Annotated in this window: 20 protein-coding genes and 1 pseudogene; 9 read left to right on the top strand and 12 right to left on the bottom strand. The window is 62.8% G+C overall.

The annotated features are described in order from the left end of the window. Window positions 1-23: 23 nt before the first annotated feature. The 3 genes from ABI796_RS09380 to ABI796_RS09390 form a co-directional block, all read right to left on the bottom strand. Entirely contained in the window at window positions 24-929 is a 906-nt protein-coding gene (locus ABI796_RS09380) for an NAD(P)-dependent oxidoreductase (RefSeq protein WP_141282312.1), read from the bottom strand. 60 nt (window positions 930-989) lie between these two features. Continuing rightward, window positions 990-1,844, bottom strand: a complete 855-nt coding sequence (locus ABI796_RS09385) for a MurR/RpiR family transcriptional regulator (RefSeq protein WP_246095708.1) — start codon at window positions 1,842-1,844, stop codon at window positions 990-992. A 214-nt stretch (window positions 1,845-2,058) separates the two neighbouring features. Beyond that, complete coding sequence (locus ABI796_RS09390) at window positions 2,059-4,008, bottom strand: FAD-binding monooxygenase (protein ID WP_141282316.1); 1,950 nt, start codon at window positions 4,006-4,008, stop codon at window positions 2,059-2,061. Window positions 4,009-4,181: 173 nt separating this feature from the next. On the opposite strand from ABI796_RS09390, the gene ABI796_RS09395 reads away from it, so the two are divergent. Together ABI796_RS09395 and ABI796_RS09400 are read left to right on the top strand one after the other, a co-directional pair. Next, window positions 4,182-5,132: a 5'-3' exonuclease gene (locus tag ABI796_RS09395; protein ID WP_141282318.1), complete on the top strand. Its 951-nt coding sequence runs from the start codon at window positions 4,182-4,184 to the stop codon at window positions 5,130-5,132. Between the two features lie 152 nt (window positions 5,133-5,284). Next, the gene (locus ABI796_RS09400) at window positions 5,285-5,860 is read left to right on the top strand and encodes a hypothetical protein (protein WP_141282320.1); all 576 of its coding nucleotides are present in this window, start codon (window positions 5,285-5,287) and stop codon (window positions 5,858-5,860) included. A 296-nt stretch (window positions 5,861-6,156) separates the two neighbouring features. Here ABI796_RS09400 and ABI796_RS09405 read toward each other — a convergent pair. Both ABI796_RS09405 and ABI796_RS09410 read right to left on the bottom strand, forming a co-directional pair. Continuing rightward, window positions 6,157-8,018, bottom strand: a pseudogene (locus ABI796_RS09405) (DUF222 domain-containing protein). A 128-nt stretch (window positions 8,019-8,146) separates the two neighbouring features. Then, the gene (locus ABI796_RS09410) at window positions 8,147-9,043 is read right to left on the bottom strand and encodes a helix-turn-helix transcriptional regulator (RefSeq protein WP_141284227.1); all 897 of its coding nucleotides are present in this window, start codon (window positions 9,041-9,043) and stop codon (window positions 8,147-8,149) included. Window positions 9,044-9,172: 129 nt separating this feature from the next. Here ABI796_RS09410 and ABI796_RS09415 point away from each other — a divergent pair, with 129 nt between their 5' ends. Continuing rightward, window positions 9,173-10,216 carry an NAD(P)-dependent alcohol dehydrogenase gene (locus tag ABI796_RS09415; protein ID WP_141284225.1) on the top strand — a complete coding sequence of 348 codons (1,044 nt, stop codon included), beginning with the start codon at window positions 9,173-9,175 and terminating at the stop codon, window positions 10,214-10,216. A 110-nt stretch (window positions 10,217-10,326) separates the two neighbouring features. Next, window positions 10,327-13,014, top strand: a complete 2,688-nt coding sequence (gene hrpB / locus ABI796_RS09420; protein WP_141284223.1) for an ATP-dependent helicase HrpB — start codon at window positions 10,327-10,329, stop codon at window positions 13,012-13,014. 23 nt (window positions 13,015-13,037) lie between these two features. Here hrpB and ABI796_RS09425 read toward each other — a convergent pair whose 3' ends face one another. Both ABI796_RS09425 and ABI796_RS09430 read right to left on the bottom strand, forming a co-directional pair. Next, entirely contained in the window at window positions 13,038-14,687 is a 1,650-nt protein-coding gene (locus ABI796_RS09425) for an amidohydrolase (RefSeq protein WP_141284212.1), read from the bottom strand. Beyond that, window positions 14,677-16,134 carry an APC family permease gene (locus ABI796_RS09430; protein WP_141284210.1) on the bottom strand — a complete coding sequence of 486 codons (1,458 nt, stop codon included), beginning with the start codon at window positions 16,132-16,134 and terminating at the stop codon, window positions 14,677-14,679. Before ABI796_RS09430 ends, ABI796_RS09425 begins: the two co-directional genes overlap by 11 nt. Before the next feature lie 155 nt (window positions 16,135-16,289). On the opposite strand from ABI796_RS09430, the gene ABI796_RS09435 reads away from it, so the two are divergent. The 3 genes from ABI796_RS09435 to ABI796_RS09445 all read left to right on the top strand — a co-directional run bounded on the left by ABI796_RS09435 (window position 16,290) and on the right by ABI796_RS09445 (window position 19,907). Beyond that, entirely contained in the window at window positions 16,290-16,907 is a 618-nt protein-coding gene (locus ABI796_RS09435; protein ID WP_141284208.1) for a TetR/AcrR family transcriptional regulator C-terminal domain-containing protein, read from the top strand. Then, a complete protein-coding gene (locus ABI796_RS09440) occupies window positions 16,904-17,638 on the top strand; it encodes a M50 family metallopeptidase (protein ID WP_246095828.1) in 735 nt (244 codons plus the stop codon). Before ABI796_RS09435 ends, ABI796_RS09440 begins: the two co-directional genes overlap by 4 nt. A gap of 157 nt (window positions 17,639-17,795) precedes the next feature. After that, complete coding sequence (locus ABI796_RS09445) at window positions 17,796-19,907, top strand: elongation factor G-like protein EF-G2 (protein WP_141284204.1); 2,112 nt, start codon at window positions 17,796-17,798, stop codon at window positions 19,905-19,907. On the opposite strand, the gene ABI796_RS09450 is transcribed toward ABI796_RS09445, so the two are convergent. Then, on the bottom strand, window positions 19,904-20,569 hold the full coding sequence (locus ABI796_RS09450; protein WP_141284202.1) for an alpha/beta family hydrolase: 666 nt from the start codon (window positions 20,567-20,569) through the stop codon (window positions 19,904-19,906). The two genes, ABI796_RS09445 and ABI796_RS09450, sit on opposite strands and share 4 nt — an antisense overlap. 99 nt (window positions 20,570-20,668) lie before the next feature. Between ABI796_RS09450 and ligD the strand changes: the two genes are divergently transcribed. Next, the gene (gene ligD, locus ABI796_RS09455) at window positions 20,669-21,694 is read left to right on the top strand and encodes a non-homologous end-joining DNA ligase (RefSeq protein WP_141284200.1); all 1,026 of its coding nucleotides are present in this window, start codon (window positions 20,669-20,671) and stop codon (window positions 21,692-21,694) included. Between the two features lie 183 nt (window positions 21,695-21,877). Then, window positions 21,878-22,939 carry a serine hydrolase domain-containing protein gene (locus ABI796_RS09460; protein ID WP_246095827.1) on the top strand — a complete coding sequence of 354 codons (1,062 nt, stop codon included), beginning with the start codon at window positions 21,878-21,880 and terminating at the stop codon, window positions 22,937-22,939. 43 nt (window positions 22,940-22,982) lie between these two features. On the opposite strand, the gene ABI796_RS09465 is transcribed toward ABI796_RS09460, so the two are convergent. The 4 genes from ABI796_RS09465 to ABI796_RS09480 are packed head-to-tail and all read right to left on the bottom strand — an operon-like array spanning window position 22,983 to window position 26,620. Beyond that, on the bottom strand, window positions 22,983-23,603 hold the full coding sequence (locus ABI796_RS09465; protein WP_141284198.1) for an L-threonylcarbamoyladenylate synthase: 621 nt from the start codon (window positions 23,601-23,603) through the stop codon (window positions 22,983-22,985). A gap of 20 nt (window positions 23,604-23,623) precedes the next feature. Next, on the bottom strand, window positions 23,624-24,490 hold the full coding sequence (locus tag ABI796_RS09470; protein ID WP_141284196.1) for an ABC transporter permease: 867 nt from the start codon (window positions 24,488-24,490) through the stop codon (window positions 23,624-23,626). After that, window positions 24,480-25,469 carry an ABC transporter ATP-binding protein gene (locus tag ABI796_RS09475; RefSeq protein WP_141284243.1) on the bottom strand — a complete coding sequence of 330 codons (990 nt, stop codon included), beginning with the start codon at window positions 25,467-25,469 and terminating at the stop codon, window positions 24,480-24,482. The genes ABI796_RS09470 and ABI796_RS09475 overlap by 11 nt, the downstream gene beginning before the upstream one ends. 23 nt (window positions 25,470-25,492) lie before the next feature. Then, complete coding sequence (locus tag ABI796_RS09480; RefSeq protein WP_141284194.1) at window positions 25,493-26,620, bottom strand: LolA family protein; 1,128 nt, start codon at window positions 26,618-26,620, stop codon at window positions 25,493-25,495. Window positions 26,621-26,663 lie beyond the last annotated feature (43 nt).

Genomic DNA, 26,663 nt, shown 5'->3' on the forward strand with positions numbered 1-26,663 from the left:
GTGTCCTTCTCTTGCTGGAATGGCTACGCTGCGTGCGTGGTGTTCGGGGCGCCGGCGGGAGTCACCGAGGGAGCCACAGTCCTTGCGATTTCAGTGAAATCGGCTGCCGGTCCAAGGGCTGTGAGTGCTGCCTGCCACTGGTCCGCGGCCGCCGCCAGGAGGTCGGGCTGTTCGCCGACCTGCCGGGCCATGTCGATGGCGAGTGCGGCGTCCCGTGCCATCAGGCCGAGGGAGAATCCGGAATTGTGGGTACCGGAGAACACCCAAGCGGGATACATGGCGGCGGAGACTTTGCTGCCACCGGAGGCGTTGCTGATGCTGTCGGCCGCCACGGCGGGGTCGATTCCGTAGGCCTTAGCCACACCGAGGGCTTCTCCCACGGATACGAGGTTGGCTGCCGCAAGGACGTTATTCAACAGTTTGACCACATTGCCGCTTCCGGGGCCGCCAATGTGGGCGTACTTGCCCCCTGTGAGGGCATCAAGGACGGGTTGAGCGGCCACCACCGCAGTATCAGATGCTCCCACGAAGGCACTCAAGGTGCCGGTTGCTGCTCCGTCGCGTCCGCCGGACACAGGGGCATCCACAAACGCTGCGCCCTTGGACTCCGCCAGGGCAGCCATTGCCTTGCTGGTGCCTGGTTCGGAGGTGGTGGTGTCCACGATCGCGATGGTCCCGATCACTGAGAGGAGCGTGGGAACTGTTGCTTCCACGATCTTGGCCGAGGGGAGGGACAGAACCACGTAGGGGATGCCGGCGAGATCATTGAGTTCTGCCGTGGTGGATATTCCCGTCTCGGCGGCTGCGAGTCGGGCGGCTTCCGAGGGATCGAAACCCGTGACATCCCAGCCGGCCCGGTGCAGAGTTGAGGCCATCGCCCCTCCCATGGATCCGAGGCCGATAACGGCGATGCGTTGATTGTTGCTCATGAGGTACTCCTAGAGAGGATTTTGTAGCGACAAGAAGAAGATGAGGGCCATCCTCGGACGTCAGTCCAGGTAGATGTCCAGGTCTTTCCAGAGCTGCTGGGTTCGCCGGATAGCGGCGCGGCTGCGATCGGGGTGGGCCGCTTCCATGCCGGCGAGCAGTCCGTAGACCATGGAATTTGCCGCAGTCACCGATTGGAAGAAGGAGATTCCTTCGGAAGCGACAATCAGCAAGTGATCTGCCGCTGCGGCGAGGCGACCACGGCGCATGTCGCTGATGGCGACGACGGTGGCACCGGCCTGTTTGGCGGCTTCAGCAGTGACGATGATCTGCTGAACAGACCGCCACATATTGACCACCACCAGAACGTCGCCGGGACCCAGGCTGTTGGCTGCCGAGGCCAGGTGGACGCCGCCGCGGTTTTCCAGGGTGATGGGGTAACCCATGGTTGAACCGAGGTGGGCCATCACGCTTGCCGGTCCTGCGAAGGATCCGATGCCGACGGCCGTGATGGATTTTGCCGCAGCCAGAGCGGCAATGGCGGCTTCGACGTCGTCGGCGTTGTTGGACTCAAGTGTCAACCGCAGGTTGTCGATGTCGTGATTCAGTGCGTCATGGAGGGGGCTGCGGTGCTCGCCGTGTTCCAGGAGGGTGTCCTCCGTGGAGATCATCACCAGGTAGCGGGAGCGCAGTTCGCGCTGGAGGTCCGGCCAGCCTCGGTAGCCCAGGCGCTGGGCGGTGCGGACAACGGTTGAGTTGTTGACGTCTGAGCGCTGGGCAATCTCTGCGATGTCTGCGTAGGACGAAAGCTGGGGATTTCGGGCGATGACCTCCACTACCCGCGCCTGGGATTTGGACAGCGCAACCTCCGGAAGTGCGTCGCCCAGCCACGCATGATCCACGGCTTCCCGTGCCATGGGGGCGGTTCCGGCCTCTTCGTGCTTGGTTGTCACAGTCTCTTCTCCTTGTAACCCACATCACTCTGCAAACTGCATTGCATTTAACATACTCTGCAATTTCGTTTGCCACTAGTGGTTTGCGTTACAGGCATGTAAACCCTGCACAAGGAGGCAGCCTTAAACGGCAAATGCCGGGAAACCCCACTGGGGCTCCCGGCATTCCAGCCAATCCCTACGCCTGATTGCTCACCAAGCCGGCAGCTACGTCCCTACCCGAGGTCGGGTTCCTGCCCTCGAGCTGCGTCGACAGCAGCGGGGCGAAGAACCTGCCAAGTTCCGCCGTCGCCGTCAAAGGCAACACGTTGGCGACGTACTGGTCCGGGCGGACCACTACTACGACGCCGTCGCGGCTGAGCCCACGCATTTCGAAGATGTCCTGGTTGGGGTCGCTGCCAAAAACCTTCTCAAGGTAGGTGAGCTTGAAGGGCCCAACAGTGGGCTTGAACACCGCCGGAACGGCGTTAATGTCCACGTTGGTGTGGTCCTGCTGGTAGATCACCTTCACATCGAACCAGGCGTCGCGGTCAGCGCCCGACGGCGTCGCGGCCAGCGGCGAGTCCGGCGAGTTCGCGATCCACTCGGCGAAGTCCGCCACAGGTCCCGGCGCTCCTGCTTGCGCGTTGTCCGCAAAGACGTAAATACGCCATCTGCCATCGGCCTTGGCGTGATGGCCCAAGTGCATGGGATTGGTGTCACAGACCCGGAGGACGGGCGCTGATTTGAAGCGCTTACCCACGGGGAAGCCGGTGGCGAGGTCCTGGTGCTGCGCCTCGGCCATGACCAGCGACGGCGCGTATTGGGTCATGAAGCCGGCCGGGAACTCGGCGGTGCTGGTGTAGAAGGTTTCCAGTTCTGCTGGGTCTTCGAACTCTTCGGGCTTCTTGGCCATCAACGTGGACCACTGCTTGTCGAAGTCGATGAGGTTCTTCGCCACCACCTGGCGTTCAGCCGAGTAGGTGTCCAGGAGACTTTCAGGACTGCGGCCTTCCAGGACGTGGCCGAGTTTCCAACCAATGTTGAAGCCGTCCTGCATTGAAACGTTCATTCCCTGGCCGGCTTTGGCGGAGTGGGTGTGGCAGGCGTCGCCGGTGATGAATACCCGGGGCGTGCGCGTACCGCGGTCCTCCGGCAGAACGTCGTCGAACCTGTCCGTCAGCCTGTGGCCGACCTCGTACACGCTGTGCCAGGCGACGTTGCGCACGTCCAATGTGTACGGGTGGAGGATGTCGTTGGCCTTTTGGATGATCTGCTCAATGGTGGTTTTGCGCACGGCACCCTTGTCATTGGGGTTTACTTCGCCCAAGTCCACGTACATGCGGAACAGGTGCCCGCCCTCGCGCGGGATCAGCAGGATGCTGCCGCCGGCGCCGGACTGGATGGCGCACTTGGTGCGGACGTCCGGGAAGTCAGTGACTGCCAGCACGTCCATGACACCCCAGGCGTGGTTGGCCTGATCCCCGGCAAGGTGGCAGCCGATCGACTCACGGACCTTGCTTCGCGCACCGTCAGCACCCACCACGTACTTGGCGCGGATGATCCGTTCCTGGCCTTCGTTCGCTCCGGAAGTGTGGGCAAGTGTGACGGTTACCGGGTAGTCGCCTTCGCCGGTGACCTGGAGCCCGCGGAACTCGTAACCGTAGTCAGGTTTCATACGGGTGGGGGAGTTGGCCATGAACTCGGCGAAGTAGTCCAGGACGCGGGCCTGGTTCACGATCAAGTGCGGGAACTCGCTGATTCCTGCCGGGTCATCCACAGCCCGCGCGGCCCGAACAATGCGGGAATGATCGGCAGGATCGGGCTTCCAAAAAGCCATCTCCGTGATCCGGTACGCCTCCGCGATGATGCGCTCGGCAAATCCGAACGCTTGGAATGTCTCTACACTCCGGGCTTGGATACCGTCAGCCTGACCAATGGCCAGCCGGCCGGGACGGCGCTCGACTATACGGGTGGTGACGTTGGGAAATTGCGAAAGCTGCGCGGCTGTGAGCATGCCAGCAGGGCCAGTGCCCACAATCAGGACGTCAACCTCGTCAGGAAGCCCGGCCGGGCGATCGATCCCTACGCCGGCGGCCGGCTCAACTCGCGGGTCACCGGATACGTAACCGTGATGGTGGAACTGCACGGGCTTTCCTCACTTCTTTGTGGGCTGCTGCATTTTCTGGGAGTGTTCGATAATAGAACACGCTGTTCTATTATCGCTCGTACAATCGTAATGCTGCTCACACCGGTGTTCAAGTCTCTGACGATTCTTATGCCTGGTAACTTGTGCGGCCTCCTACGGATCCGGCCACAGGCATGTCAGGATCAGGTATGCCGCGATTGATGCTCCTGGACACCGCCTCCCTGTACTTCCGCGCCTTCTACGGGGTGCCCGATTCCATCCGGCGCGCCGATGGGACGCCTGTGAACGCAGTGCGGGGTTTGATGGACATGATCGCCCGCCTCACAACCGACTACGAAGCTACGCACCTGGTGGCGTGCTGGGACAACGATTGGCGCCCTCGATGGCGTGTGGACCTCATTCCCAGCTACAAGCAGCACAGGGTGGCCGAAACAGTATCCGACGGTCCGGATGTAGAGGTGCTCCCGGACCCGCTTGAAGCACAGATCCCCATGATCCTGCGTGTTCTGGAGCTCGCCGGGATAGCGGTAGTGGGCGTTGACGAACACGAAGCCGACGACGTCATAGGAACCTATGCCAGCCAGGCGACCATCCCAACCGATGTTGTCACCGGTGACCGCGACCTCTTCCAGCTCGTTGATGACCACCGTGCGGTTCGCGTCATTTACACGGCGCGCGGCATGAAGAACCTGGAAGTTCTCACCGACGTGGTAGTTGTGGGCAAGTACCGGGTCCTTCCACAGCAATACGCCGATTTCGCCACACTCCGCGGGGATGCCTCTGACGGGTTGCCCGGCGTTGCCGGCATCGGAGAAAAGACGGCAGCGTCGCTGCTTGGCACGCATGGTTCTCTGGAGGGGCTGCTTGAAGCTGCGGAAGCTCCCGACGGCGGGTTGTCCGCCGGCGTCCGGGCCAAACTTTCCGCTGCAGCCGACTACCTCAAGGTGGCGCCCGCCGTCGTAAACGTTGTGCGTGACCTGAAGGTCCCCACGCTTGAAGAAGCAGGTGCTGAGCTGCACCCCGTCACAGGAGACGCCCGCGCTGAACTGGAAAAGCTGGGAACAGAGTGGAACCTCGGCGGATCGGTCAAAAGGCTCCTGGACGCTTTGGACCGGGTCCGCTAAGACAAACTCACAGACTCAGGTCCTCTTTCACAGCCGAATGACAGGTTCGCAACAGCCCGCGCTGTGGTGGCCATCCCATCCTCTTAAAAGGACGGAAGCATTGACCGTCCCTCACGCACATGCCGTACCAACGGCTCATGGAGGAGAGGCACATGTCAGTCACGAAGAGAATCACCTTGGGAGTTACAGCAGGAGCACTGGCGCTGGGAGTCGGGCTCGGTGCAACCAGCATCGCAACGGCGGCCACCACGCCGACACCGAGCTCCACATCCTCGCCCAGCTCACCGGCATCTACGGATGCAAGCACTCCTTCCGATCGCGGGGGACGGCCCGGCGGGCATGGACGCGGAGCCGATCGTGGACAGATAGCCGCTGAGCTGGCTACCAAGCTCGGTGTGGACGAAGCCAAGGTCACCGAGGCGTTGAAGGCGTTCCGTGAGGCGAACAAGCCCACCACCCCTCCTGTTGAGGGAGAGGAAGGCACCAAGCCGGACCGGACTGCACAGGATGCCGCCCTGGCGAAATCGCTCGCGGAAGCTTTGGGAGTTGAAGAATCCAAGGTCACCACGGCGTTGGAAGAAATCCGGGCTGCGAACCAAGCCGAACGATCGGCCGCTCTGAAAACCAAACTGGACAAAGCGGTCACTGACGGCAAACTGACCCAAGCCGAAGCTGACGCCGTGACCAAAGCGGTTGAAGCTGGCGTCATTGGGGGCGGCGGCCGCTAGGGTCACCGGCGCTAAGGTCACCGGCGCTAAGGTCACCGGCGCTAAGGTCACCGAACAGCACCAGCAGCAACAGGATCCCTCGGACACGTCCGAGGGCTCCTGTGTTTCTTGGCCGTTGCTGATGAACATGACGCTGCCCGGAAGCGACCCTGCCCGTTGGCCCAAAGCGGCCGGACGAATGGCGCTAAGCGATCATGTCCAGAACCCCTGCGGGCAGCACCCGGCCCCATCTTTCCGAAGGACAGGCCGGTGCCTGCTCACACCTGTGTTGGGTGTGGCCGGTTTGGGGGGTGTGTTTATGTTCTTTGGGGTGTGTGGTGGTGGTTGCGTCGGGGTTTTTGGTTTGGGTCGATGTGGGGTGGGGGGATGAACCAGGGGACGCCGGTTTTCATGTCGATGCGCCACTGTTCTTTGTGGATGAGGTGGTGGTGGTGGCTGCAGAGGAGTGTGCCGTTGTCGGTGCCGGTGGTGCCGCCGTGTGACCAGTAGGTGGTGTGGTGGGCTTCGCACCAGGGTGCGGGCATGGTGCAGTCGGGGAAGGCGCAGCCACCGTCGCGGGCGGTGATGGCTTTGCGGATGTGGGGTGGGAAGATCCGGGTGGTGCGGCCGATGTCCAGGACTCGGGAGTCGCTGCCGAGCAGGACGGGGATGATGTCGGCGTCGCAGGCGATTTTCCGGATGATGGCCGGGTGGATCGGCCCAGAAAAGTCGCCGTCCCAGACCCAGACTTTGTCCCTGTGCCCGCCCCTATCCGAGTCCGGGTCACTGTTCCTGTCCCGGTACCGGCGCCGGTGCCGGGAACGCCGCCACTGCCGCTGCCGTGGTTCGGGCTTGTTCCGGTGCGACTGTGTTGGTTGTGCCGGGTGTTGTCGTTGAGTTGGTTGAGGAGTTCTTGGTAGCCGATGGTGACCGTGAGTTGGGGTCGGAGTCCGCCGTTGGCGGGGAGTTTCCCGGTGGTCATCGCGACACTGCAGGCCCCGACGAGGCCGTTGAGGTGTTTCTGGGCCCGGGTGCGCAGGTCCAAGACGGGCCCTGCCCCGTCTCCGGCTCGGGTGTCAGATTGGGACTCAGATCCGGCGTCGGACTCGGTGTCGGTGTTGGTGGTGAGTCTGGGGTTGGTGGCGGCGTTCATGGCGGTGGTGAGGGTTTCGTATTGTTCGTCGGTGGCGAAGATTTCGATGTGGTGGAGTCCGTAGCGGCGTCGGCGGCGCAGGAATGCTCCTTGGTGTTGTCGGAGGATTTCTTCGGAGGGTTCGGGTCCGTCGTGGTCGATGTGGTCGATCCAGCGTTTGGTCATTTTGGTGAGGAAGTCGGGGTCGGTCTCAATGGCGGTGGTGGTGAGGGCGTGTTCCATCCGGGTGATGGTTTGCTCGTCGGTGAGGTGCCGGACTTTGTCCAGGGCGGTGCTGATGATCGTCGCGGAGCGGGAAGGCAGCAACGCGGCCCCGACAGCGTCGGCGAGGATTTCGCGGCGGGCCGGGATCTGTTGGCCGGTCATTCCGGTTTGGGGGAGGACGTCGGGGGCGAGGGAGAGCCGGCGCCGGGCTTCACCGATGCTGATCCGCAACCGTGCCCGAAGGAACTCCGCAGCACTCCGGTACCCGTCATCGAGAACACCCGGCTGATTCGGCAAACCGGCAGCAGGGGCGGGGATCTTCGGGTCCGTGGCTGGTTCGGTCCAGCCCGTCCGCCATTCCGGTGCTGCTGACGAGGACCCCGGACCGGCTTGCTGTGCCTCTCTACGGGTCCGTTCCACAGCCTGGGCCGCGACCACCTGCAAATACTCCACCGACCGGGACATCTCCTCGACCCTGCCCGCGAAATCAGCAGCCTCAACAAACCCCAACAACCGCACCTCATCAAAGGCCATCGACCGCAACGCATCAACGGCCGCAATACCGGCCAGAAGCGCACGGTCCAGAAGCGCACCGTCCAGAAGCGCCGCATCCCGAAGCCCTGGAACAGCACGCCCGGTTTCGGACCCCGACAGCACTCCAGCATCCGCAAGGGTACCCGCCAAAGGCTCGGCCGCCGTCGTAAGCTCGATATCCGGCAGTGGAGCAGTCCCGTTGGAAGACGTCAGGGACCGTTGACGCAGCAATGCGTAGGCGTACTGCGAACCCGCCCGCCTTGCTACGATCTGCCCGATAACTCTCATGCATCAACCCTGACATGGGGCTCTGACATTATTGGCTCCTGCACCGCAGCCACGGCCAAACGGGCCTGGCGAGATGTGTCATGACCCAAAGACCCTCGAAGTGACCACCCTCAATCACCCCGGATGAATCACTTGCTGTGGGTGTCCCGGAGAAGCCCCGAATCCTCAGAGTCTGTGAGGCTGGTTGCCGCCCAGCTCGCCAGCAACGTCAAAGCATCGTCCGTGCCAGTGCCCGGCTCGGCGTTGTACACGGTCAACGTCATGCCGGCATCGGCGGACAGTTCCAGGGCCTCGTACAACAAATGCAAGTCACCCACTATCCGGTGCCGGAAGTGCTTCTTGCCGGTGTAGTGCTGCCGGACGTTATGAGAAGCCCACCTGACCCTGAATTCCTCGCTTCTGGTAGAAAGTTCACCCACGAGGTCGCTGAGTCCGCGGTCATAGGGATCGCGCCCCGCCTCGGTACGCAGGATGGCCACGGTGTCGTTGGCGGCCCGTTCCCAGTCGGCGTAGAAATCGTGGCTGCGGGGATCGAGGAAAAGGAACCTGGCGTGGTTGGGCGGTCCCGCGGGACTTTCATACATATCCGCGCACAAAGCCCGGCCTATGGCATTGGTGGCCAGGAGGTCCAAGCGGCTGTTGCGGATAAAGGCCGGCGACCCTGTGATCGCATCCAAGGTGAGCTGAACGCCAAGGCGTATGGCTTGCTTCCGAACCGGGCGGCGTCGTGGCCTGCCGCCTTCGCTCGCCGCTCGTGCGAGGTCATACAGGTGGGCGCGCTCAGCATCATCGAGTTGCAGGGCGTGCGCCAGGGACTCCAACACGCTTTCGGACACGCCTGCGAGGTTTCCCCGCTCCAGTCGGGTGTAGTACTCCACGCTTACGCCCGCCAGCATCGCAACTTCACCACGGCGAAGGCCCGGCACGCGGCGGTTGCCACCATAGGCTGACAATCCTGCCTGTTCGGGTGTGATCTTCGCCCGGCGTGTGGAGAGGAAGTCGCGTGTCTCGGTCCGGTTGTCCATGCTTCAACGGTAAGACGTTTGGCCAGCTAAGGGAGTCCCTGCCAGTACCCCTAACAGCAGTAACTCCTTCCTCCCAGGAAATCAGGGTTAGATGGAGTCATCCAACAAAGTGAACTACGCAGGAGAAACATGCCTACCGCTAACGCTTACGCTGCCCCCTCGGCCACAGGCGATTTGACCCTGACCACTATTGAACGCCGCGAGGTGGGCCCCCACGATGTCCACATCGACATCAAGTTCGCCGGAATTTGCCACTCCGACATCCACACAGTCCGGGGTGATTGGGGCCCGCAGCAGTATCCATTGGCCCCGGGCCACGAAATCGCAGGCATCGTCACCGAGGTCGGCTCGGACGTCACCAAGCACAAGGTGGGCGACCGCGTTGGCGTCGGCTGCATGGTGAACTCCTGCAAGGAGTGCAAGAACTGCCTGGCAGGTGAGGAACAGTACTGCCTCAAGGGAAACGTGGGCACCTACGGCTCCGTTGACCGCGACGGCACCATCACCCAGGGCGGATATTCCAGCAACGTCGTGGTGAATGAAGATTTCGTAGTGAACATTCCCGAAGGTTTGGACCTGGATGTGGCTGCGCCGCTTCTGTGCGCAGGCATTACCACCTACTCGCCCCTGCACCACTGGGGAGCAGGCCCCGGCAAGAAGGTTGCTGTGGTTGGCCTTGGCGGGCTTGGTCACATGGCAGTAAAGATTGCCCATGCCATGGGTGCTGAGGTCACGGTGCTTTCCCAGTCGCTGAAGAAGATGGAGGACGGGCTCGCACTGGGGGCCGACCACTACTACGCCACCAGCGACCCCTCCACCTTTGAGGAACTGGGGGGCACCTTTGACCTCATCATCAACACCGTCAGCGCTTCACTTGATATCAGCGCTTACCTGCAGCTGCTCTCGTTGGATGGCACGCTGGTGAACGTCGGCGCGCCGCCGGAGCCACTGCCCGTGAATGCCTTCGCACTCATCGGTGCACGCCGGAGTTTTGCCGGTTCCGCGATCGGCGGCATCCGCGAGACCCAGGAAATGCTGAATTTCTGCGCGGAGCACGGACTCGGCGCCGAGATTGAGGTCATCCCGGCCAGCAAGATCAATGAGGCCTATGAACGCGTTCTTGCCTCCGATGTCCGCTACCGCTTCGTCATTGACGTCTCCACCATCGGCTAGGGACTCAACGCCTTGAAGGCGGCACCGCAGGAAAGGCCACACCCGTCACCGGGTGTGGCCTTTCCAGTGTCAGCGGGCAGGGACGGTCACCGGGCAGGGACAATGGTCTGGTGACTTTCAGACTGGACACCATCGGCAAGGGACTGGTCTTTGCTGATTCCCTCGCAAACCTTGTTGCCGCCCTGACGAAGCAAGGTGACACTGCTGGTGCGCGAACGGCGCTTGGGGGAACGGCAGTTGTTCAGGCGCCTCCCGGCACTGGAAAGACCACGCTGGTTCCGCCGCTGCTGGCCAACCTTGTGTCCCGGAACACCCGCCAGCCGCGCGTCGTCGTCACCCAACCGCGCCGTGTGGCAGCCCGTTCAGCGGCCAGGCGGCTTGCTTCCCTGGACGGTAGCCGGTTGGGGGACCGGGTGGGCTACACCGTCCGGGGTGAAAGCAAGGTCGGCAAGGACATGGTGGTGGAGTTCGTCACGCCAGGCATTCTCTTGCGGCGTCTTCTGGCTGACCCGGGACTTGAAGACGTCCATGCCGTAGTCCTGGATGAGGTTCACGAGCGGGGGCTGGAAACAGATCTCCTGGTGGGTATGCTCGCTGAAGTCCACCAGTTGCGAGGTGACCTGACGCTGGTGGCGATGTCCGCCACTCTCGATGCCCCCCGCTTTGCGGCACTTCTTGGCGCAGGCGGGGACGGGCTCGACGACGGCGGGCCGGCGCCGGTGGTTGACTGCCCTTCGGCGCTGTACCCGCTGGAGGTCCAGTGGGCTCCTTCACGTCAGCCACGGCTGGATGTCCGGGGAGTCTCAAGGCTGTTCCTTGACCACGTTGCTGGTACAGCAGCGGCCGCCCACTCGAAAGCCCTGAATCAAAACCCCGAGGTGGATGCGCTGGTTTTCCTCCCGGGAGCACGGGAAGTTTCCGACGTCGCCACCCGCCTTCGCAGGCAACTGCCGGATAGTGTTGAGGTTCTTGAGCTGCATGGCCAGATAGGCCCGGAGGCCCAGGACCGCGCGGTATCGGGCCGCGAACCTGGCGGACCGCCCCGGATTATCGTTTCCACTTCTTTGGCGGAATCCTCCCTGACAGTTCCTGGCGTGCGTTTGGTCATTGACTCAGGACTTTCGAGGGAACCGCGGCGGGACGCAGGCCGTGGCATGTCAGGTTTGGTAACCGTTTCCTGTTCCCGGGCGTCGGCCGATCAGCGTGCCGGCCGCGCGGCGCGGCAGGGTCCGGGCATTGTTGTGCGTTGCTATGACCAACAGGCCTTTGCCGCCGCGGCCGCACACCAGACCCCGAAAATTGCTGTTGCTGACCTCACCAGTGCTGCCTTGGTTCTTGCCTGTTGGGGCGCGCCGGGCGGTTCCGGCCTGAGGCTTCCGGACGCACCGCCCGCTGCTGCCATGGTTGACGCCGTTGAGGTCCTCCGTGAACTGGGGGCCCTGAACCCGGATGGAACGGTTACCCCTATGGGCAAGACGTTGGCCCGGATTCCCGCCGATCCCCGGCTTGCCCGCGCTTTGCTGGACGGATCTGCGGTGGTGGGGCGGCGTGCAACCGCTGAAACAGTGGCGCTGGTGGCGAGCGACCAGAGAGCGCCTGGTGCCGACCTGACAAAGCTGCTGCCCATGTTGCGCACGGGTCCCGCTGCTGGTCGCTTTGCCGAAGACGTCACCCGGATGGAGAGGCTGGTAGAGAAGGAAACGCGCGGTGAGGCAGCCACCGTGGCGAAGCCCGGCAGGGCGGCAGATGTCACCGCGAGGGAAGTGCCCGGATTTGTGGTGGCGTTGGCCTTTCCGGACCGTATTGCCAGGCGCGTGCCCGGTGATGGTTCCACCACGTACTTGCTCGCCTCCGGGACGCGGGCCGGGCTTCCTGCCGGGAGTTCGTTGTCCGGGTATGACTGGCTTGCCGTGGCTGAGGTGTCCCGTGCGCAAGGCCGCGATGCTGCGGGGACGGGCGCTGTGATCCGTTCTGCGGCGCCGGTGACGGCCGAACTTGCGGCGATCGCGGCCCCGGGCCTTCTTGCAGAAGAGGTGCGCGCCAGATTCCATCAGGGCAAGGTGATGGCCAGGCTGGAGCGAAGCCTGGGTGCCATTGTGCTCTCCTCCACTCCTGTCCGCCCTTCCCCGGAGGCCGGACGAAAGGCTGTGTCCAGGATGTTGGAGAAATCGGGATTGGAAATGCTGGACTGGTCAGTGCCGGCTGTTGCCCTGCGCAGGCGCCTGGCAATGGTGCACCGCGAACTGGGGAGTCCCTGGCCCGACGTCCGCGAGGCCGCGCTGCTGTCCAGACTGGAGGAATGGCTGGGCCCGGAGCTGGAGGCCTTGGCGGCAGGGGCCGCCGTGAGTTCCATCAACCTCGTAGACCCGTTGAGGCGCCTGCTCCCGTGGCCGGAGGCGGCACGGTTTGAAGAGCTGGTACCTGAGCGCCTGATGGTGCCCAGCGGCTCGCGCATCCGGATCGAGTACCCCGAGGTCCAGGAGGACAATCCCGGTCACGGCGCTCCCGGTCAGGAAGCAAAGAATCACGACGGCGGCCGCCCGGTGGTGGCGGTCAAGCTTCAGGAATGCTTCGGCTGGGACCGCACACCTCACCTTGTGGACGGCAGGGTCCCGGTGTTGTTTCATTTACTGTCCCCGGCGGGAAGGCCCTTGGCCGTCACGGACGATCTGAGATCCTTCTGGTCCGGCCCGTACGCCCAGGTCCGGGCCGAGATGCGGGGGCGTTACCCCCGGCATCCCTGGCCCGAAGACCCGTGGACCGCACCGGCTACAGCCAGGACGAAAAACCGGATGTAGCCCACGCCTGATCCGGAAAACGTTTATGCGTGCCGCTCCAGCATGAACTGGATCTGACCATCCACGAACGTTCCCAGGACGCTGCTCGCGGCGAACTCGTCCGGGGACGTTGTGAGGGGATCGAGCTCAAAGGCAGTGAAGTCTGCCCGTTTACCCACCGTGATGGATCCGGATATGTCCCACAGCCCGGCAGCTTTGGCCGCGTGTGAGGTGTACCCTTCCAAGGCTTGACGCGCGGTGAGGGCCTGGGACGGGGCGATCGGATGCTGATCGGGTTTTCCCGATCGCCGGCGCAACCGGGCATCGGCCATGATGGGGAGCGGCTCGAAGGGTGCAATCGGCCAGTCCGAGCCGATAGCCAACGTCACTCCGGCGTCTCGAAGATCCCTGCAGCGCCAAGCCCTGTCCGCCCGCTCCGGGCCAAGCCGGGTGGACCAATTATCCGTGTGATCGGCCAACGAATAGTGGGTGCAGTGGGTGGGCTGCATACTTGCCACCACTCCAGATCCCTGGAATCGTGCCACCAGGTCATCGGGAACGGTTTCTATGTGCTCAATCCTGTGGACCGTGCGACGGAGAACGTCAGCGGGAACCTCGTGACGCAGGGACTCCAAGGCCGTCAGCACGTGGTCAACTCCGGCATCGCCGATTGCGTGCGTGGCCGTGGGGATGCCCCGGGAGGCAAAGTAGCGGACGGCAGCGGAGTATTCTTCCGGCCGTGGCCAGAACGGTGCAGTGGATTCGCCCCGCACATCCGGTTCGTAGAGCCAGGCCGTTCCGTTGTCTACCGTGCCATCGACGAAGAGTTTGATCGCTTCAATGGACCATCGCCGCCCGCCTGTACCGATGCTGCGGGCCAGTTCCTTCCAGCTCTCTTCGTCACTGCCCGGCATGCACCACGGTGCGGCCCGGAGCCGCAGGGGGAGTTCACCTTCAGCCTCCAACGCGTGGAAGAGATCGGCGGATTCCTCGCTGTGGTCCATGATGTGACCGCCGGTCAGTCCCGATCGGGCAAAGTCTCTCAAGAGCTCACCGAGGCGGGCTTTGCGCTGGGCAAACGACTCCTGCGGGATGTGGCGCTGGACCAACTCCATGGCTGCGGCTTCGAGCAGGAGCCCGGTGGGAACACCGTCTGCGTCGCAGACCACCTCGGAGGCTTGATCGAATTCGAGCCTTCCGTGGATTCCGGCAAGTTCCAAGGCCCGGCTGTTGGCGAGTGCCGAATGGCCGTCGAAGAGGCGGATGAAGGCGGGCTGATCGCCGGTGACCCGGTCCAGGACGCTTCGGTGCAGCGGCACTGTTCCGAAAGCGTTCGGATTCAGTCCCCATCCACGCAACCAGCCGTCGTCGTGCCTTCCTTCGGCCTGGAGAAGGGCCAGGACTTCATCCAGCGACGAAGCGCTTGAGAGGTCTGCGCCGATTGTCAGGTCCAAGCCAAACACCGGATGGATATGGCCGTCTACCAGTCCTGGGGTCAGCGTCGCACTGCCGAGGTCCACCACCTGAGTGTCCGCCTCCTGCCATTGCCCGGCATCCTGACGGGTCCCGACGGCGGCAATCACTCCGCCGCTGATGGCTACGGCTTGGACGTGTTGAGAGTCTTCAGGCCCGGCGAGGGGTGGATCGTCCATGGTGTGGATGGTGTCGGCAAGAATGATGAGGTCAGGAGTCATGGGTTTCGAAACTTCCAATCCGGGCAAAGACGTCGGGGCGGGTGGTACGCAGTCTGCGGGCAATCAGCAGGCCTGCAAGAAAGACAACGGGCGTGACCAGGAGAAGGATGGTGTTGGTCAGGGCATCGGCAAAGGTGAGGAGCTCAATGTTGATGGCAATCAACGCCACCACCCCGAAGAGCAGGATGGCCGAGGCCACGCTTACAGGAATGAGCAGGCGGTTGGTAGCCGCGGCCGGATTGCGACGAAGGTAGATGAATGCCGCTACGGACACCAGCCCTTGCAGAGCCACAATTCCGAAGATGCCCGGCGTGTTCACCCAGATCAGGAGCTGCTTGTACGGGTCTGCGCCGGCTATGGCGCATATGATGATGACGATCGCGGCCAGGATGGTCTGGATCTGCCCGGCGCGGTGCGGGGACTTGTATTTGGGGTGGGTCCTGCCGAGGAACGCGGGCAGCACGCCGTCTTTGGCGAGCATGTAGACGTAACGGTTGATGGCATTGTGGAAGGCCAGCTGCGAGGCATAGACGCTGGTGACGATCAGCACGTACATGACCACTTCGGCCCAGGGGCCCACGTAATGATTGATGGTGGCAAAGAACATGCCATCGGCCAATTCGCCTGCGGCAGCGACGACGTTGCCGTCGCCGAAAGCCTGAATGACGGTCCACACAATGAAGGCGTAGAACACGGACATGAATCCCACCGCAATGTAGGTGGCCCTGGGGACTGATGTGTCCGGATTCCGCGCCTCCCGACGGTACAGCACGGTGGACTCGAAACCCATGAAAGCGGCGAAGCAGACGGCCAGGATGGCAAGAACACCGGGAGTGAAAGCATGTTCGGGGGAGAACGAGGCGAAACTGATTCCTTGGGCACCGCCGCGGGCGAGGATTCCAAAGCCCATGATGGCCAGGATTGCGGTCTCGGCGATGAGCAGGACTCCAAGGACCTTCGCGCCGACGTCAATTCCCCGGTAGCCGAGGAACCAGACGGCTGCGATGGCCACCAGGGCAACCACGGGCCACGGGACATCCCAGCCGAAGAGGGCCCGGAGCATGGACTGGGTTTGGACGGCGAACAATCCGTAAACGCCGATTTGCAGGCAGTTATAAGACACGATCGCCAGGATGGCTGAGGCCAATCCAACGGTCTTTCCCATGGCCAAGGTGATGTAGGTGTAGAAGCCGCCAGCTGCCTTGACGTGTTTGGTCATGGCCATGAAGGAGATGGCGAAGATCAGCAGTACCACCCCGGCGATCACGTAGCCCATGGGGGCGCCTATGCCCCCAACGCCAATGGCAACAGGTGCAACGCCGGCCATCACGGTCAGGGGAGCCGCGGCGGAGATCACCAGGAAGGCGATGCCTCCGGTGCCTATGGCATTTCTTTTGAGGCCGTTTCCGGCGTCTGCTGCCGGGGGTCGGGTTTCGAGGTCAGACATGGGGATCCTCAGGGGGTTTGGGAAGGGGAGATATGGGGAGCCGTCCGATAAGCGAAAGGCTTTCGTTTATGGTAGGCCCTTGTGACCGCCGGCACAATACCTCGGAGCAAACTTCTGGCTAGAGTCGTAACAACAACCGCGAATGGAGACACCGTATGGCACGCCCGCTGGTCCCGCTGATATCCATAGATGCCCTCGTTACCGCTGCCCTTGAACTGGTGGACGAGGCAGGAGACTTCAGTCTGCCCAAACTTGCCAAGAGAATCGGCGTGAGTCAGTCCTCCATCTACAACCATGTCAGCGGACGGGAGGAAATCCTGGAGCTCATGCGAGGCCGGATTATCTCCGAAAGCCCCTATGTACTGGGGGAGGAGAAGGATTGGGAAGCATCCCTTCGGGCCATCGTCCGGAGCTACAGGGACGCCTTCGCACGCCACCCTAAACTCGCACCCCTGCTGGTGCTGCAAACCGTGCAGGATGATCAGGTCATGGCCCTCTACGAGAACCTGGCCGTGGCCCTGGAAGCTGCAGGGTTTCGGGGCCGGGATGTAATGTCCGCGATCTCCACCATAGACAGTTTTGCCCTGGGCTTCGCCTTGGACCTGGCAGCTCCCGACGTCGTTTGGGCACCGCCCGCCCAAGGCTACCCGGCCCTGACCGACGCACTCGCCCACGCTGGCCCTGCCCAGGAGCGTGGAGAGGCAGCATTTGAGTTCGGCCTTGAAATCCTCATTGCCGGGCTGCATTCCCGTCTTCAATCAAGCGTCCTGTGAACCTGGCACAACAGTGGTGGGAAGCGGTGACCCAAGGTTTTACCGACACCCACACAACTGCAGTGCCGTTGCCGGTGCTGCTGGGGATCCTCGCATGCGCGGTGGTCCTCAGCATCCCGCGTGCTACCTGGCGGTGGTTCGGCTTGTACGTCACTTTCGTTCACGAACTCGGACATGCCTACGCCGCGCTGATGACCGGGCGTTTCGTCCACGGGCTCCGGATCGGCCTGGACCACTCGGGGCGTGTTGTCAGCAGTGGCCGGAGCGCCTTCGGGGCAGCATGGTCCGGTTTCTGGGGATATCCGGCGCCTGCGGTGGTCGGTTTGTGTTTGATCGCCGCCTTTGCTGCCGGCCGCTCCGGCGCCGCGATGTCCGTTGGGGCGCTGATTCTTCTCGTCTCGCTGATCTTCCTAAGAAACCTCACCGGGATTCTTGTGGCAGTTTTGAGTGCTGCGGTTGCCCAACTCCTGATCCTGTTCGCCACCCCGGCAGCCGTCAATTATGCAGTGCTTGCCCTTGGCGTGGCCCTTTCTGTGGGGGGAGTCCGGGATTTGATCAAACTGGCGGGCGTCCACACCAGGCGCCGCAATCGCCTTTCATCCTCGGATGCCTTCATCCTGGGCCGCACCACCGGCGTCCCTGCGTTCGTCTGGTTGGCAGGATTCACTGTAGTGATTACAGGATGCTCCATCGCTTCGGCCTGGTTATTGTGGGGGATGCTCTCGGCATAGGCCCGCCGCTTGACCGGACTGCGTACCTGGGGAGCTTGTCCGGTTTTGGTTGCTGTGGGGCCTTGCCCTGTGGTCGCCTCAGGGTGTCCAATCCTCTTTAACGTTCGAACTGGAAGTGTTCGGACTTCGTGCCGGGATACAACACCAGGAGGTGCCCATGTCCACGAAGGGGACGCGCGAAACGGCCAAAGGTCAGGGCTCCGGAACCCCGGATGCCAGACGAAGTGAGAACAGCGCCGTCCTGGCCGCCAGCGATCCGGCAAAAATCCGGAACGTAGCACTCGTGGGGCACTCGGGGGTCGGCAAGACCACCTTGGTGGAGGCCCTGCTGGCCGCGACAGGCGCCATCACCAGAATGGGCTCCATCAGCGAAGGCACCACTGTCAGTGATTCGGACCCCTCAGCGATCCACCAACAACGTTCTGTCACATTGTCCGTGGCCCCGATCATGATCCGGGACGTCAAGGTAAACCTGATCGATACCCCCGGCTACACCGACTTCACCGGCGAACTGCGTGCAGGATTGAGGGCCGCCGATGCGGCCCTTTTTGTTGTCTCGGCAGCTGATGGCATCGATGGCGCCACCGTGGCATTGTGGGGCGAGTGCCGGAAGATCCGCATGCCGCGCGCGGTGGTAGTGACCAAACTGGACCATCCGCGCGCTGACTTCAGTGCCGCCGTCGTGCGTTGCCAGGAAGCGTTCGGTGAATCAGTCCTCCCGCTGTACCTCCCGGCTGCAGGCAACGGCGGACTCATCGGCGTCCTTCACCCCCTTGACGATGAGGATCTGGAGAGAATCCCGGACGCAGAAGCAGCCAGGGGACCCCTGATCGAAGGGATCATCGCGGAAAGCGAAGACGAGACACTGATGGACCGCTACCTGGGAGGTGAAGAACTGCCGCTGGCGGACCTGATCGCCGATCTTGAGACGGCAGTAGCGCGCGGAAACTTCTTCCCAGTCATGCCCACCTCGGCCGAAACGGGTCTTGGGCTCCCCGAACTCATGTCGTTGCTCATTGATGCTCTCCCGTCTCCTCTGGAACGCACTGCCCCTGCTGTAATGAAACTCGATGGTTCGTCATTGAAGCCTGTGGCCTGCGACCCCGCCGGGCATCTGGCCGCTGAGGTGGTTCGCACTACCGTAGATCCCTTCCTTGGCCGGGTTTGCTTGGTCCGGGTCTTTTCCGGCACCCTCCGGGAGGATTCATCTATACATATTGGCGGCAGGGGCCTGGCTGACAGGGGGCATGAAGATCACGACGCCGATGAACGCATCACGCACCTCTACTCGCCTGTTGGTTCGAGCCTCAAAGCAGTTCCCCAATGCATTGCCGGTGACATCTGCGCCATCAGCAAACTGGCCAGCGCCGAGACCGGAGATACCGTCTCCGCACGCGAGACACCGCTGCTGATCGAGACGTGGAACATGCCGGAACCTTTGATGCCTGTAGCCATAGAAGGGGCATCGCGCAGTGACGAGGACGCACTGGCAAAGAGCATCGGCAAGGTGGCCGCTGCTGACCCCACTCTTCGTTTGGAACGCAATCAGGACACCCACCAACTCATCCTGTGGTGCATGGGTGAAGCCCATGCAGAAGTGGTCCTGGACAGGCTGCGCAACCAAGGCGTCAAGCTTCAGACAGTGGACGTCATCACTCCGCTCAGGGAAACTTTCGCCGGCAAAGCCAGCGGACATGGCCGGCACGTAAAACAATCCGGGGGCCATGGGCAGTTCGCCATCTGCGACATTGAAGTGGAGCCCCTGGAACGCGGCGCGGGCTTTGAATTTGCGGACAAAATTGTAGGCGGGGCCATCCCCGGGACCTTTGTCACCTCTGTGGAGAAGGGGGTCCGCTCACAGATGCTCAAGGGCGTGTCAGCAGGATTCCCGGTGGTGGATATCAAAGTGACGCTGGTAGGTGGAAAAACCCACAGCGTTGACTCCTCGGACGCCGCCTTTCAAGCTGCCGGAGCACTGGCACTGAGGGAAGCGGCCGCAGCTGCCAAAATTCAACTGTTGGAGCCGGTATCTTCGGTTGTCATCAGCGTTCCTGACGAATACGTCGGCGCCGTCATGAGCGATCTGTCCGGACGCCGGGGCCGGGTAACCGGTACCACCGCCGCTGACGGCGAGGGAACAGAGATCAGCGCAGAAGTGCCGGACCAGGAGCTCCTGCGGTATGCCATTGAACTGCGCGCTCTTACTGCCGGAACCGGCCGTTTTCGCCGGTCCTTCCTTCGTCACGAGCCCCTGCCGAAACAGGCCTAGGTATTCTGCCGGATGAAGGCAGCAACCGCGGGAGCAAGAGATGCCCCTACCTCGGCAGCGCTGCGCTTTAAACCTTTGACTGCAAACGAATGGTCCCCGCCCTCCGCCCATTGAAGAGTCGCCGCCGGGCCTATCTTCGCTACCACGGCCTCGAGCAGTTCCGGAGTGGCAAAAGTATCGCGGGTGCCCTGGAGGAAGAGCATGGGAACAGTGATGCCGTAAAGATGCTCATCCCGCAATTTCTCCGGCTTACCGGGAGCATGGAGCGGATATCCAAGGAACACCAGGCCGCGTGCGGGCATGCCATCGGCAACCGCCATGGAAGCCATGCGCCCGCCAAAGGACTTCCCCGAGGCCCACAGCGGCTCGCCGTCGCTGAGTCCGCTTGCTGTGTCCATCACTGCCTGCCAGGTGGAAATGGCCAACGGCGGACGGTCCGGAAAACGCCGGCCAGCCTCCCGGTAGGGGAAGTTGAAACGCAAGGTTGCCACACCTTCCCCGGCCATCGCCTCTGCGAAGCCCTGCAGGAACGGATGTTCCATTCCGGCACCTGCGCCGTGAGCCACCACCAGGGTTGCCAAGGGCTGCGTGGGCCGGATATGGAGGGCGGAGATCTCAACTTCGCCAACATCGATTTTCACGGATGTTTCAGTGTTTGGCATGCCTCCATCATTACCCACCAGCCCACCCTCGCTGCCATCCAGGAGGACAAAACGTAGCGGGTGCTGACGCGCAGGGCTTTAACGGGGTAGCTTGTGGCCATGGCTAGCGAAGCAACCACCGTTACTGTCCCAGGTCCCCACGGCCCACGCGAGGTAAGGATTTCGAGTCCAAGCCGGGTGATGTGGCCTGAGGTGGGACTGACAAAACTGGACCTTGCCAACTACCTCATTGACGCGGGAGAGGCCTTCGTCACGGCCAACGGAAACCGTCCCGTCAGCCTGCAGCGATACTCCGGGAACATTGAAGGCGAAATGTTCTTTTCCAAGAATCCGCCCAAGGGCGCCCCGGAGTACGTCCGTTCAGTACCAGTGACGTACCCCAGCGCGCGTTCGCATCCCCAATTGGTGATCGACGAGCCGGCAGCTGCAGTGTGGGCTGCCCAAATGAACACCGTCGTCTTCCACCCCTGGGCCTCCCGGGCCAACGACCCGGATAACCCGGATCAGCTCAGGATCGATCTGGACCCCCAACCCGGGACGGACTTCGACGACGCCAAACCCGCCGCCCTGGAACTGCGCACAGTGCTCGAAGAAGCCGGCCTCACGGCGTTCATCAAAACCTCCGGAAACCGTGGGCTTCACGTCTACGCGCCCATCCACCCCAAACACGAATTCCTGGACGTCCGCCACGCAGTGATCGCCGCGGGGCGGGAACTGGAGCGGCGCATGCCGGAGAAGGTCACCACAGCGTGGTGGAAGGAAGAACGCGGAACAAGGATTTTCGTGGACTTCAACCAAGCCAACCGGGACCGGACCATTGCCGGGGCATACAGTCCCCGCGCCGTACCCACAGCCCAGGTGTCCTGCCCCCTGACGTGGGAGGAACTGGATAACGCCGATCCCGCGAAATACACCATCCAAACCGTTCCGGACCGCTTGGCCAAGGTAGGCGACCCCTGGGCTTCCATGCACGACCACCCCGGTGACATCGATGTCCTGCTGAAGTGGTGGGATCGGGACGTCAAGAACGGCCAGGGCGAAATGCCCTTCCCTCCGGAATTCCCCAAGATGCCTGGTGAGCCCATGCGTGTGCAGCCAAGCCGGGCACGCAAGCCGGAGGAGTAGGCCGGAGAAACAAGCCGAAGAAGGGAACCGGGAGAGGCAGTGCCGCGACGTCCAGCCACAGGCCGCCTGACCACTGCGCCCGCGTGCGGGGTGTTCCTTGCGTGCGGGATGTTCCTCGGCGGGTGTACGCCAACCCCGGAGCCTTTGCCGCTTCCATCCACCACCGCCTCACCAACCCGGACGATGCCAACCATTGAGCCCTCACCAACCTTCCTTCCCGCCGAACCCACGCTGACGGCTGCCCCGGCGACCACTGCTGCCCCTGGGCCGACGGCCACTGCGGGGTTCAGCCCAGCGTTTCAGGAGCTCCGCGCCACCCTTGAGCTCTTCTCGCGGGAAAAGCTGGAAGAAGGGGCATCTGCTGTGCTCGTCAAGGCAAGGGTCGGCCAGCAGGAATGGGAGCTGGCATCAGGGGTCCGGAGCCAGGACACAGGCGACCCTGTCCAGCCGAGTGATCTTTTTCCCGTCGGTGAGCAGTACCGTTCCTTCCTGGCTGTTTCCGTCATGAAGCTCGTGGACGAGGGGCGGTTGGGATTGGCGGACAGGGTTGCCGCCTACCTTCCCGGATCCCTTGCGGCAGATAGCCCAGTGACCATCAGAGAACTGCTCGGCGACGCCATTGAGGTACCGGACGCCGGGGACTTGTCAGAGGGTGCCCTGACCGGGGCAGATGCCACGGGCCTGCTCGGCCAAGTGGTTGAGCGCTTGCGGGGTGCGCCCTTGGAAGCGGTTCTTCAAACTGAGGTCCTGACACCACTGAATCTCCGGTCCACGCAGCTCCTGGAAGCAAATGCCGCTGTTCCGGAAACTCTCATTCACGGATATGTCCAGCTGGAAGGACAAAACGTGGACGTCACCGGCGCCCCACTCCCGGACGGAATTTCCTCGGGTGGGCTGGTGTCCACGCTGAAGGATGTCTCGGAGTTCCACGCTGCTCTGCTGAGGGGCCGACTACTTTCCCCGTCAGGCCTCGTCGCCATGAAGGGGACCGTGTTCGCTGATGATGGTTTTGGCTTGGATCACTGGGATGACCGCTGCACGAACGGCCTGTACTACGGCTACACCGGGGACATCCCGGGCTATGGAAGTGTGTCCATCACCAGCGCAGACGGGAACCGCCAACTGTCCATTTTCATGGCCTACCCGCCCCAACCGGTGACCTCCCGGCCCTCAGCCCTGGCGTTGGAAATGACCGGAGTGGCACAAGTGGCCCTGAACTCGGGATGCCGCTTCCAGTTCCGCTGAACTGGCCTGACGAAACTAAACGGCCCAGATAGCAGAGTGGTTCTTATTCGAAGCGCGAAGGATCGCCCGTCCCGTATCGAACAACTTCGGCCACACCGCTGGAGAAGTCAATCACGGTAGTGGGCTCCGAGCCGGTGTCCCCGGCATCAATGACCCCGTCCACCTGGTTGTCCAGGCGTTCTTTGATTTCCCACCCTTGGGTGAGTGGTTCTTCCTCATCGGGCAACAGGAGGGTGCTGGAGAGCAGGGGTTCGCCCAGCTCGGCCAGGAGAGCCTGAACCACGCGGTGGTCCGGGATGCGCACGCCCACGGTCTTTTTCTTGGGATGCAGGAGGCGCTTGGGAACTTCCCGGGTGGCAGGGAGGATGAACGTGTAGCTACCGGGGGTGACAGCCTTGATACTTCTGAAAATGTCATTGTCCACCATGACGAACTGCCCCATCTGGGCGAAGTCCTTGCACACCAGGGTGAAGTGGTGTTTGTCGTCCAGTTGCCTGATGGACCTGATCCGGTCCAGGGCCTCCCTGTTTCCGATCTGCGCGCCCAGGGCGTAGCAGGAGTCCGTTGGGTAGGCGATCAGGCCGCCGCCTTGGAGCATGTTCACCACTTGGCCGATGGCGCGTGGTTGGGGATCTTCCGGGTGCACGTCAAAGAATCTGGCCATGGGAAGAGCCTACGACAAAGCTAGGACAAGACGTCCTTGTTGGAGAATTTTGCATAGGCCAGCGCGCCGCACACCGCGCTGTACCCGGCCTGGAGGAGCGCGTTCTCGCCGAACGATGTCCAGGAGATGGGTTGCCGCAGCAGATCCGCGAAGCCCAGCCAGTGGTGGCTGAACAGCCAGGGATGCAGCCACTCAAGCTGGGGCAGGTTGTCAAGCACCTGGGAGACCACGGAGAGCACTATCGTTGCGGCCATGGCGCCCACCGGCACGTCCGTGAAGGTGGAAATCAGCAGACCGATTGCTGAGAGGCCCAGCAGGGAAACGGTGATGTAGGAGGCGATCAGCAAGGACCGCACAGCAGATTCGCCTACGCTGATGGTGTCCCCGGACAACAATGTCACCGGACCTACGGGGAAAAGTACGACGCCGGCCAGGGCACCGGAGGCTGCCACGGTGGCGGTAGCGGCGCAACAGAACGCAACGGCCCCGGCATATTTCACCAGCAGCAGCCGTATCCGTCCTGCGGGAGCCAGAAGAAGGTAACGCAGTGTCCCCAGGTTCGCCTCCCCGGCGATGGTGTCCCCGGCTACCACCCCCACAGTGAGGGGCAGGAAGAGGGGCACGCACACCACCAAAGCCGTAACTGCAACAAAGAGGCCGTTCTGTGTGATGCGGTCCAGGAAGAGCGGCCCGCGGCCAGGGGCGGTGGGACGGGAAGATAGCTTGACGGCAACCGCAATCAGTATGGGCACGGCGGCGAGGGCAATCAGCATGGCCCAGGTACGCAAGCGACGAAACAGGACTTTCAGCTCCGAGCCGAGGAGCGCCCACCCTGGGCCTGTACGGACCGAACTCTCCTGGGAAGGACCAGCAGTATTAGCCGACAACGTCGAACCCCTCCCCGGTCAGGGAGACAAAACGCTCTTCCAGGCTTGCGTTCTCGACGGTGAAACCACGGATACCTACCCCATCAGCTACCAAAGCAGCCACTATTGCCTCGGGAAAGTGACCGTTGATCCCCGTCGCCATTACTGCCGTGTTTCCCCCTGTAAGGCCTGTTCCTGCTGCGTCGCCGGGAACCAGGCCAAGGCGCGTCAGGACGCGCGCCGCTGCGTCGACGTCGGGCGTTTGCACCACAACGTGAGCCTGCCCGGCCGAGCGCAGTTCCTCCAGGGGCCCCTGGGCCACTAAACGTCCGGCGCTCATCACCCCCACATGCGAACACATCTGCTCCACCTCGGCAAGCAGGTGGCTGGAGACGAACACAGTGGTTCCCCCTGCTGCAAGGGATCGAACCAAGGTGCGGACTTCGCGGGTACCCTGCGGATCAAGGCCATTGGTTGGTTCGTCCAGAACCAGGAGTTTTCGTGGCCGAAGCATGGCGTTGGCCAGGCCGAGGCGCTGCTTCATGCCCAGGGAGTAGGCGCGAACTTTCTTTCCTGCCGCGTGGCTGAGGCCAACCCGCTCAAGGGCATCTTGAACGCGCACCCGCCTGGTGGATGAGGGAGCGTGGGGGTCGGCGGCGTCCAAGCGCATCAGGTTTCCCGTGCCGGACAGGAACGGGTAAAAGCCGGGCCCTTCCACCAACGCGCCCACATCCGGAAGGACGGAGGCCAACGCCTGCGGCATATCCCTGCCAAGAACGCGAACGTTCCCGCTGCTCGCTGATGCCAGTCCGAGCAGCACCCGGATAGTGGTGGTCTTACCCGATCCGTTGGGACCCAGGAACCCGAAGACCGAGCCACGGGGCACGGCGAGGTTGATGCCGTCCACGGCGGACCTGTGCCCGAACCGCTTCACCAACTGGTGAGTTTCGATCGCGAGGTCTGCTGGGTCACCAAGAGTTGCGCGTCCCGTTCCGCCCACAGAGGCAGCAGCCCCGGATTCGTTCACTGGGCAGCGGCGGCTGACTGGAGCCGTTCCAACGGAACCATGCCGGCATAGACCCGGCCGTCGTCGAGAATCAGTATGCTCAGCAGGCTGGTGGTCAAGGCCCGGCCCCCGCTAACGGGCTGCAGAGCTTGGGACAGCTGGGGATTGGACGTCAACTCAGTAGGCGCTGAACCAGCAGGCATGGCGACCACCGAATCCCAGCCCTTTCCGGAAACAGTGACGCCATGGTTGCGGGCAACCTGACCGGGGGAGCCGTGGCCCTCCGCTGGGTCCGCCGGCAGCGCCTTTTCAGGCAGTGGCTTCTTAGTGATCGTCTTCTCAGTGACCGTTTTCTCAGTGACCGTGGCACCCTGCGGAGGGGTGAAATCGAATAATGCGGGGTCTGGCCTAGTCAGGTCCAGCTGGGTGTAGGCAAGTGAATAGGCTGGTTCAGCCTGGTCTTTGGCCCGTACCTCTACTGCCAGGGGCAGACCCGTCTCAGAGTCGACGTCGATGCTCACCGAATCCACCAGGGTAACTGAACTGCGCGGGTTCAGGACCAGAGAGTAGACGCTCCGGCCCGCTACCGATGACGTCCCGGCAACCGTGACCTCCGTGGTGGCATCAACGGCCGCGAGGAAGCGGGCGGCCATGGCCTCCGGGGTGGGGATGGCCTGGCTATCCGCCTTCGGAGTGGGTTCGTCAGGGATGGGCAAGTCCGGCGTCGGCACGCTCAGATGTGTTGCGCTGTTGTCTTTTGAGTTGTAGAACCATGCGTCCTGGCCATTTATGACGATGTCGCGTTCGGCCATGCGGTCCAAAATCTGCAGCCGCGCCTTCAATGGGCCGTCTACATAGATCCTTGCCGTATGGGAACCGGTGAGGAATTCCAGTGCAGAAGCAGCATCCGGACCAGTGCCAGGGCTCGAGGCCGGCAGCTCGGGAAGTCCCAGCCCGGCATTCTGCTCCACGGTTCCGGATAACGCCCGCACCTGGGTGCGCGCAACCATGGCAAGGATTTCTTCAGGGCTCTTGGGCGGCAGGGAAACACTGGCGCCGGCTTGGACTGAGCCGAACACCACCGCAATCGCCAAGGCAAGGGGAATCAACAGAGCTGGCACCCACCGCTGCCTGGCCCGCGTCATGGTTACCAACCACCGCTCGTGAGAGGCATGAGACCAGACTACT

Source organism: Paenarthrobacter aurescens, from assembly GCF_041549525.1.
In the GTDB taxonomy this organism is placed as follows: domain Bacteria; phylum Actinomycetota; class Actinomycetes; order Actinomycetales; family Micrococcaceae; genus Arthrobacter; species Arthrobacter aurescens.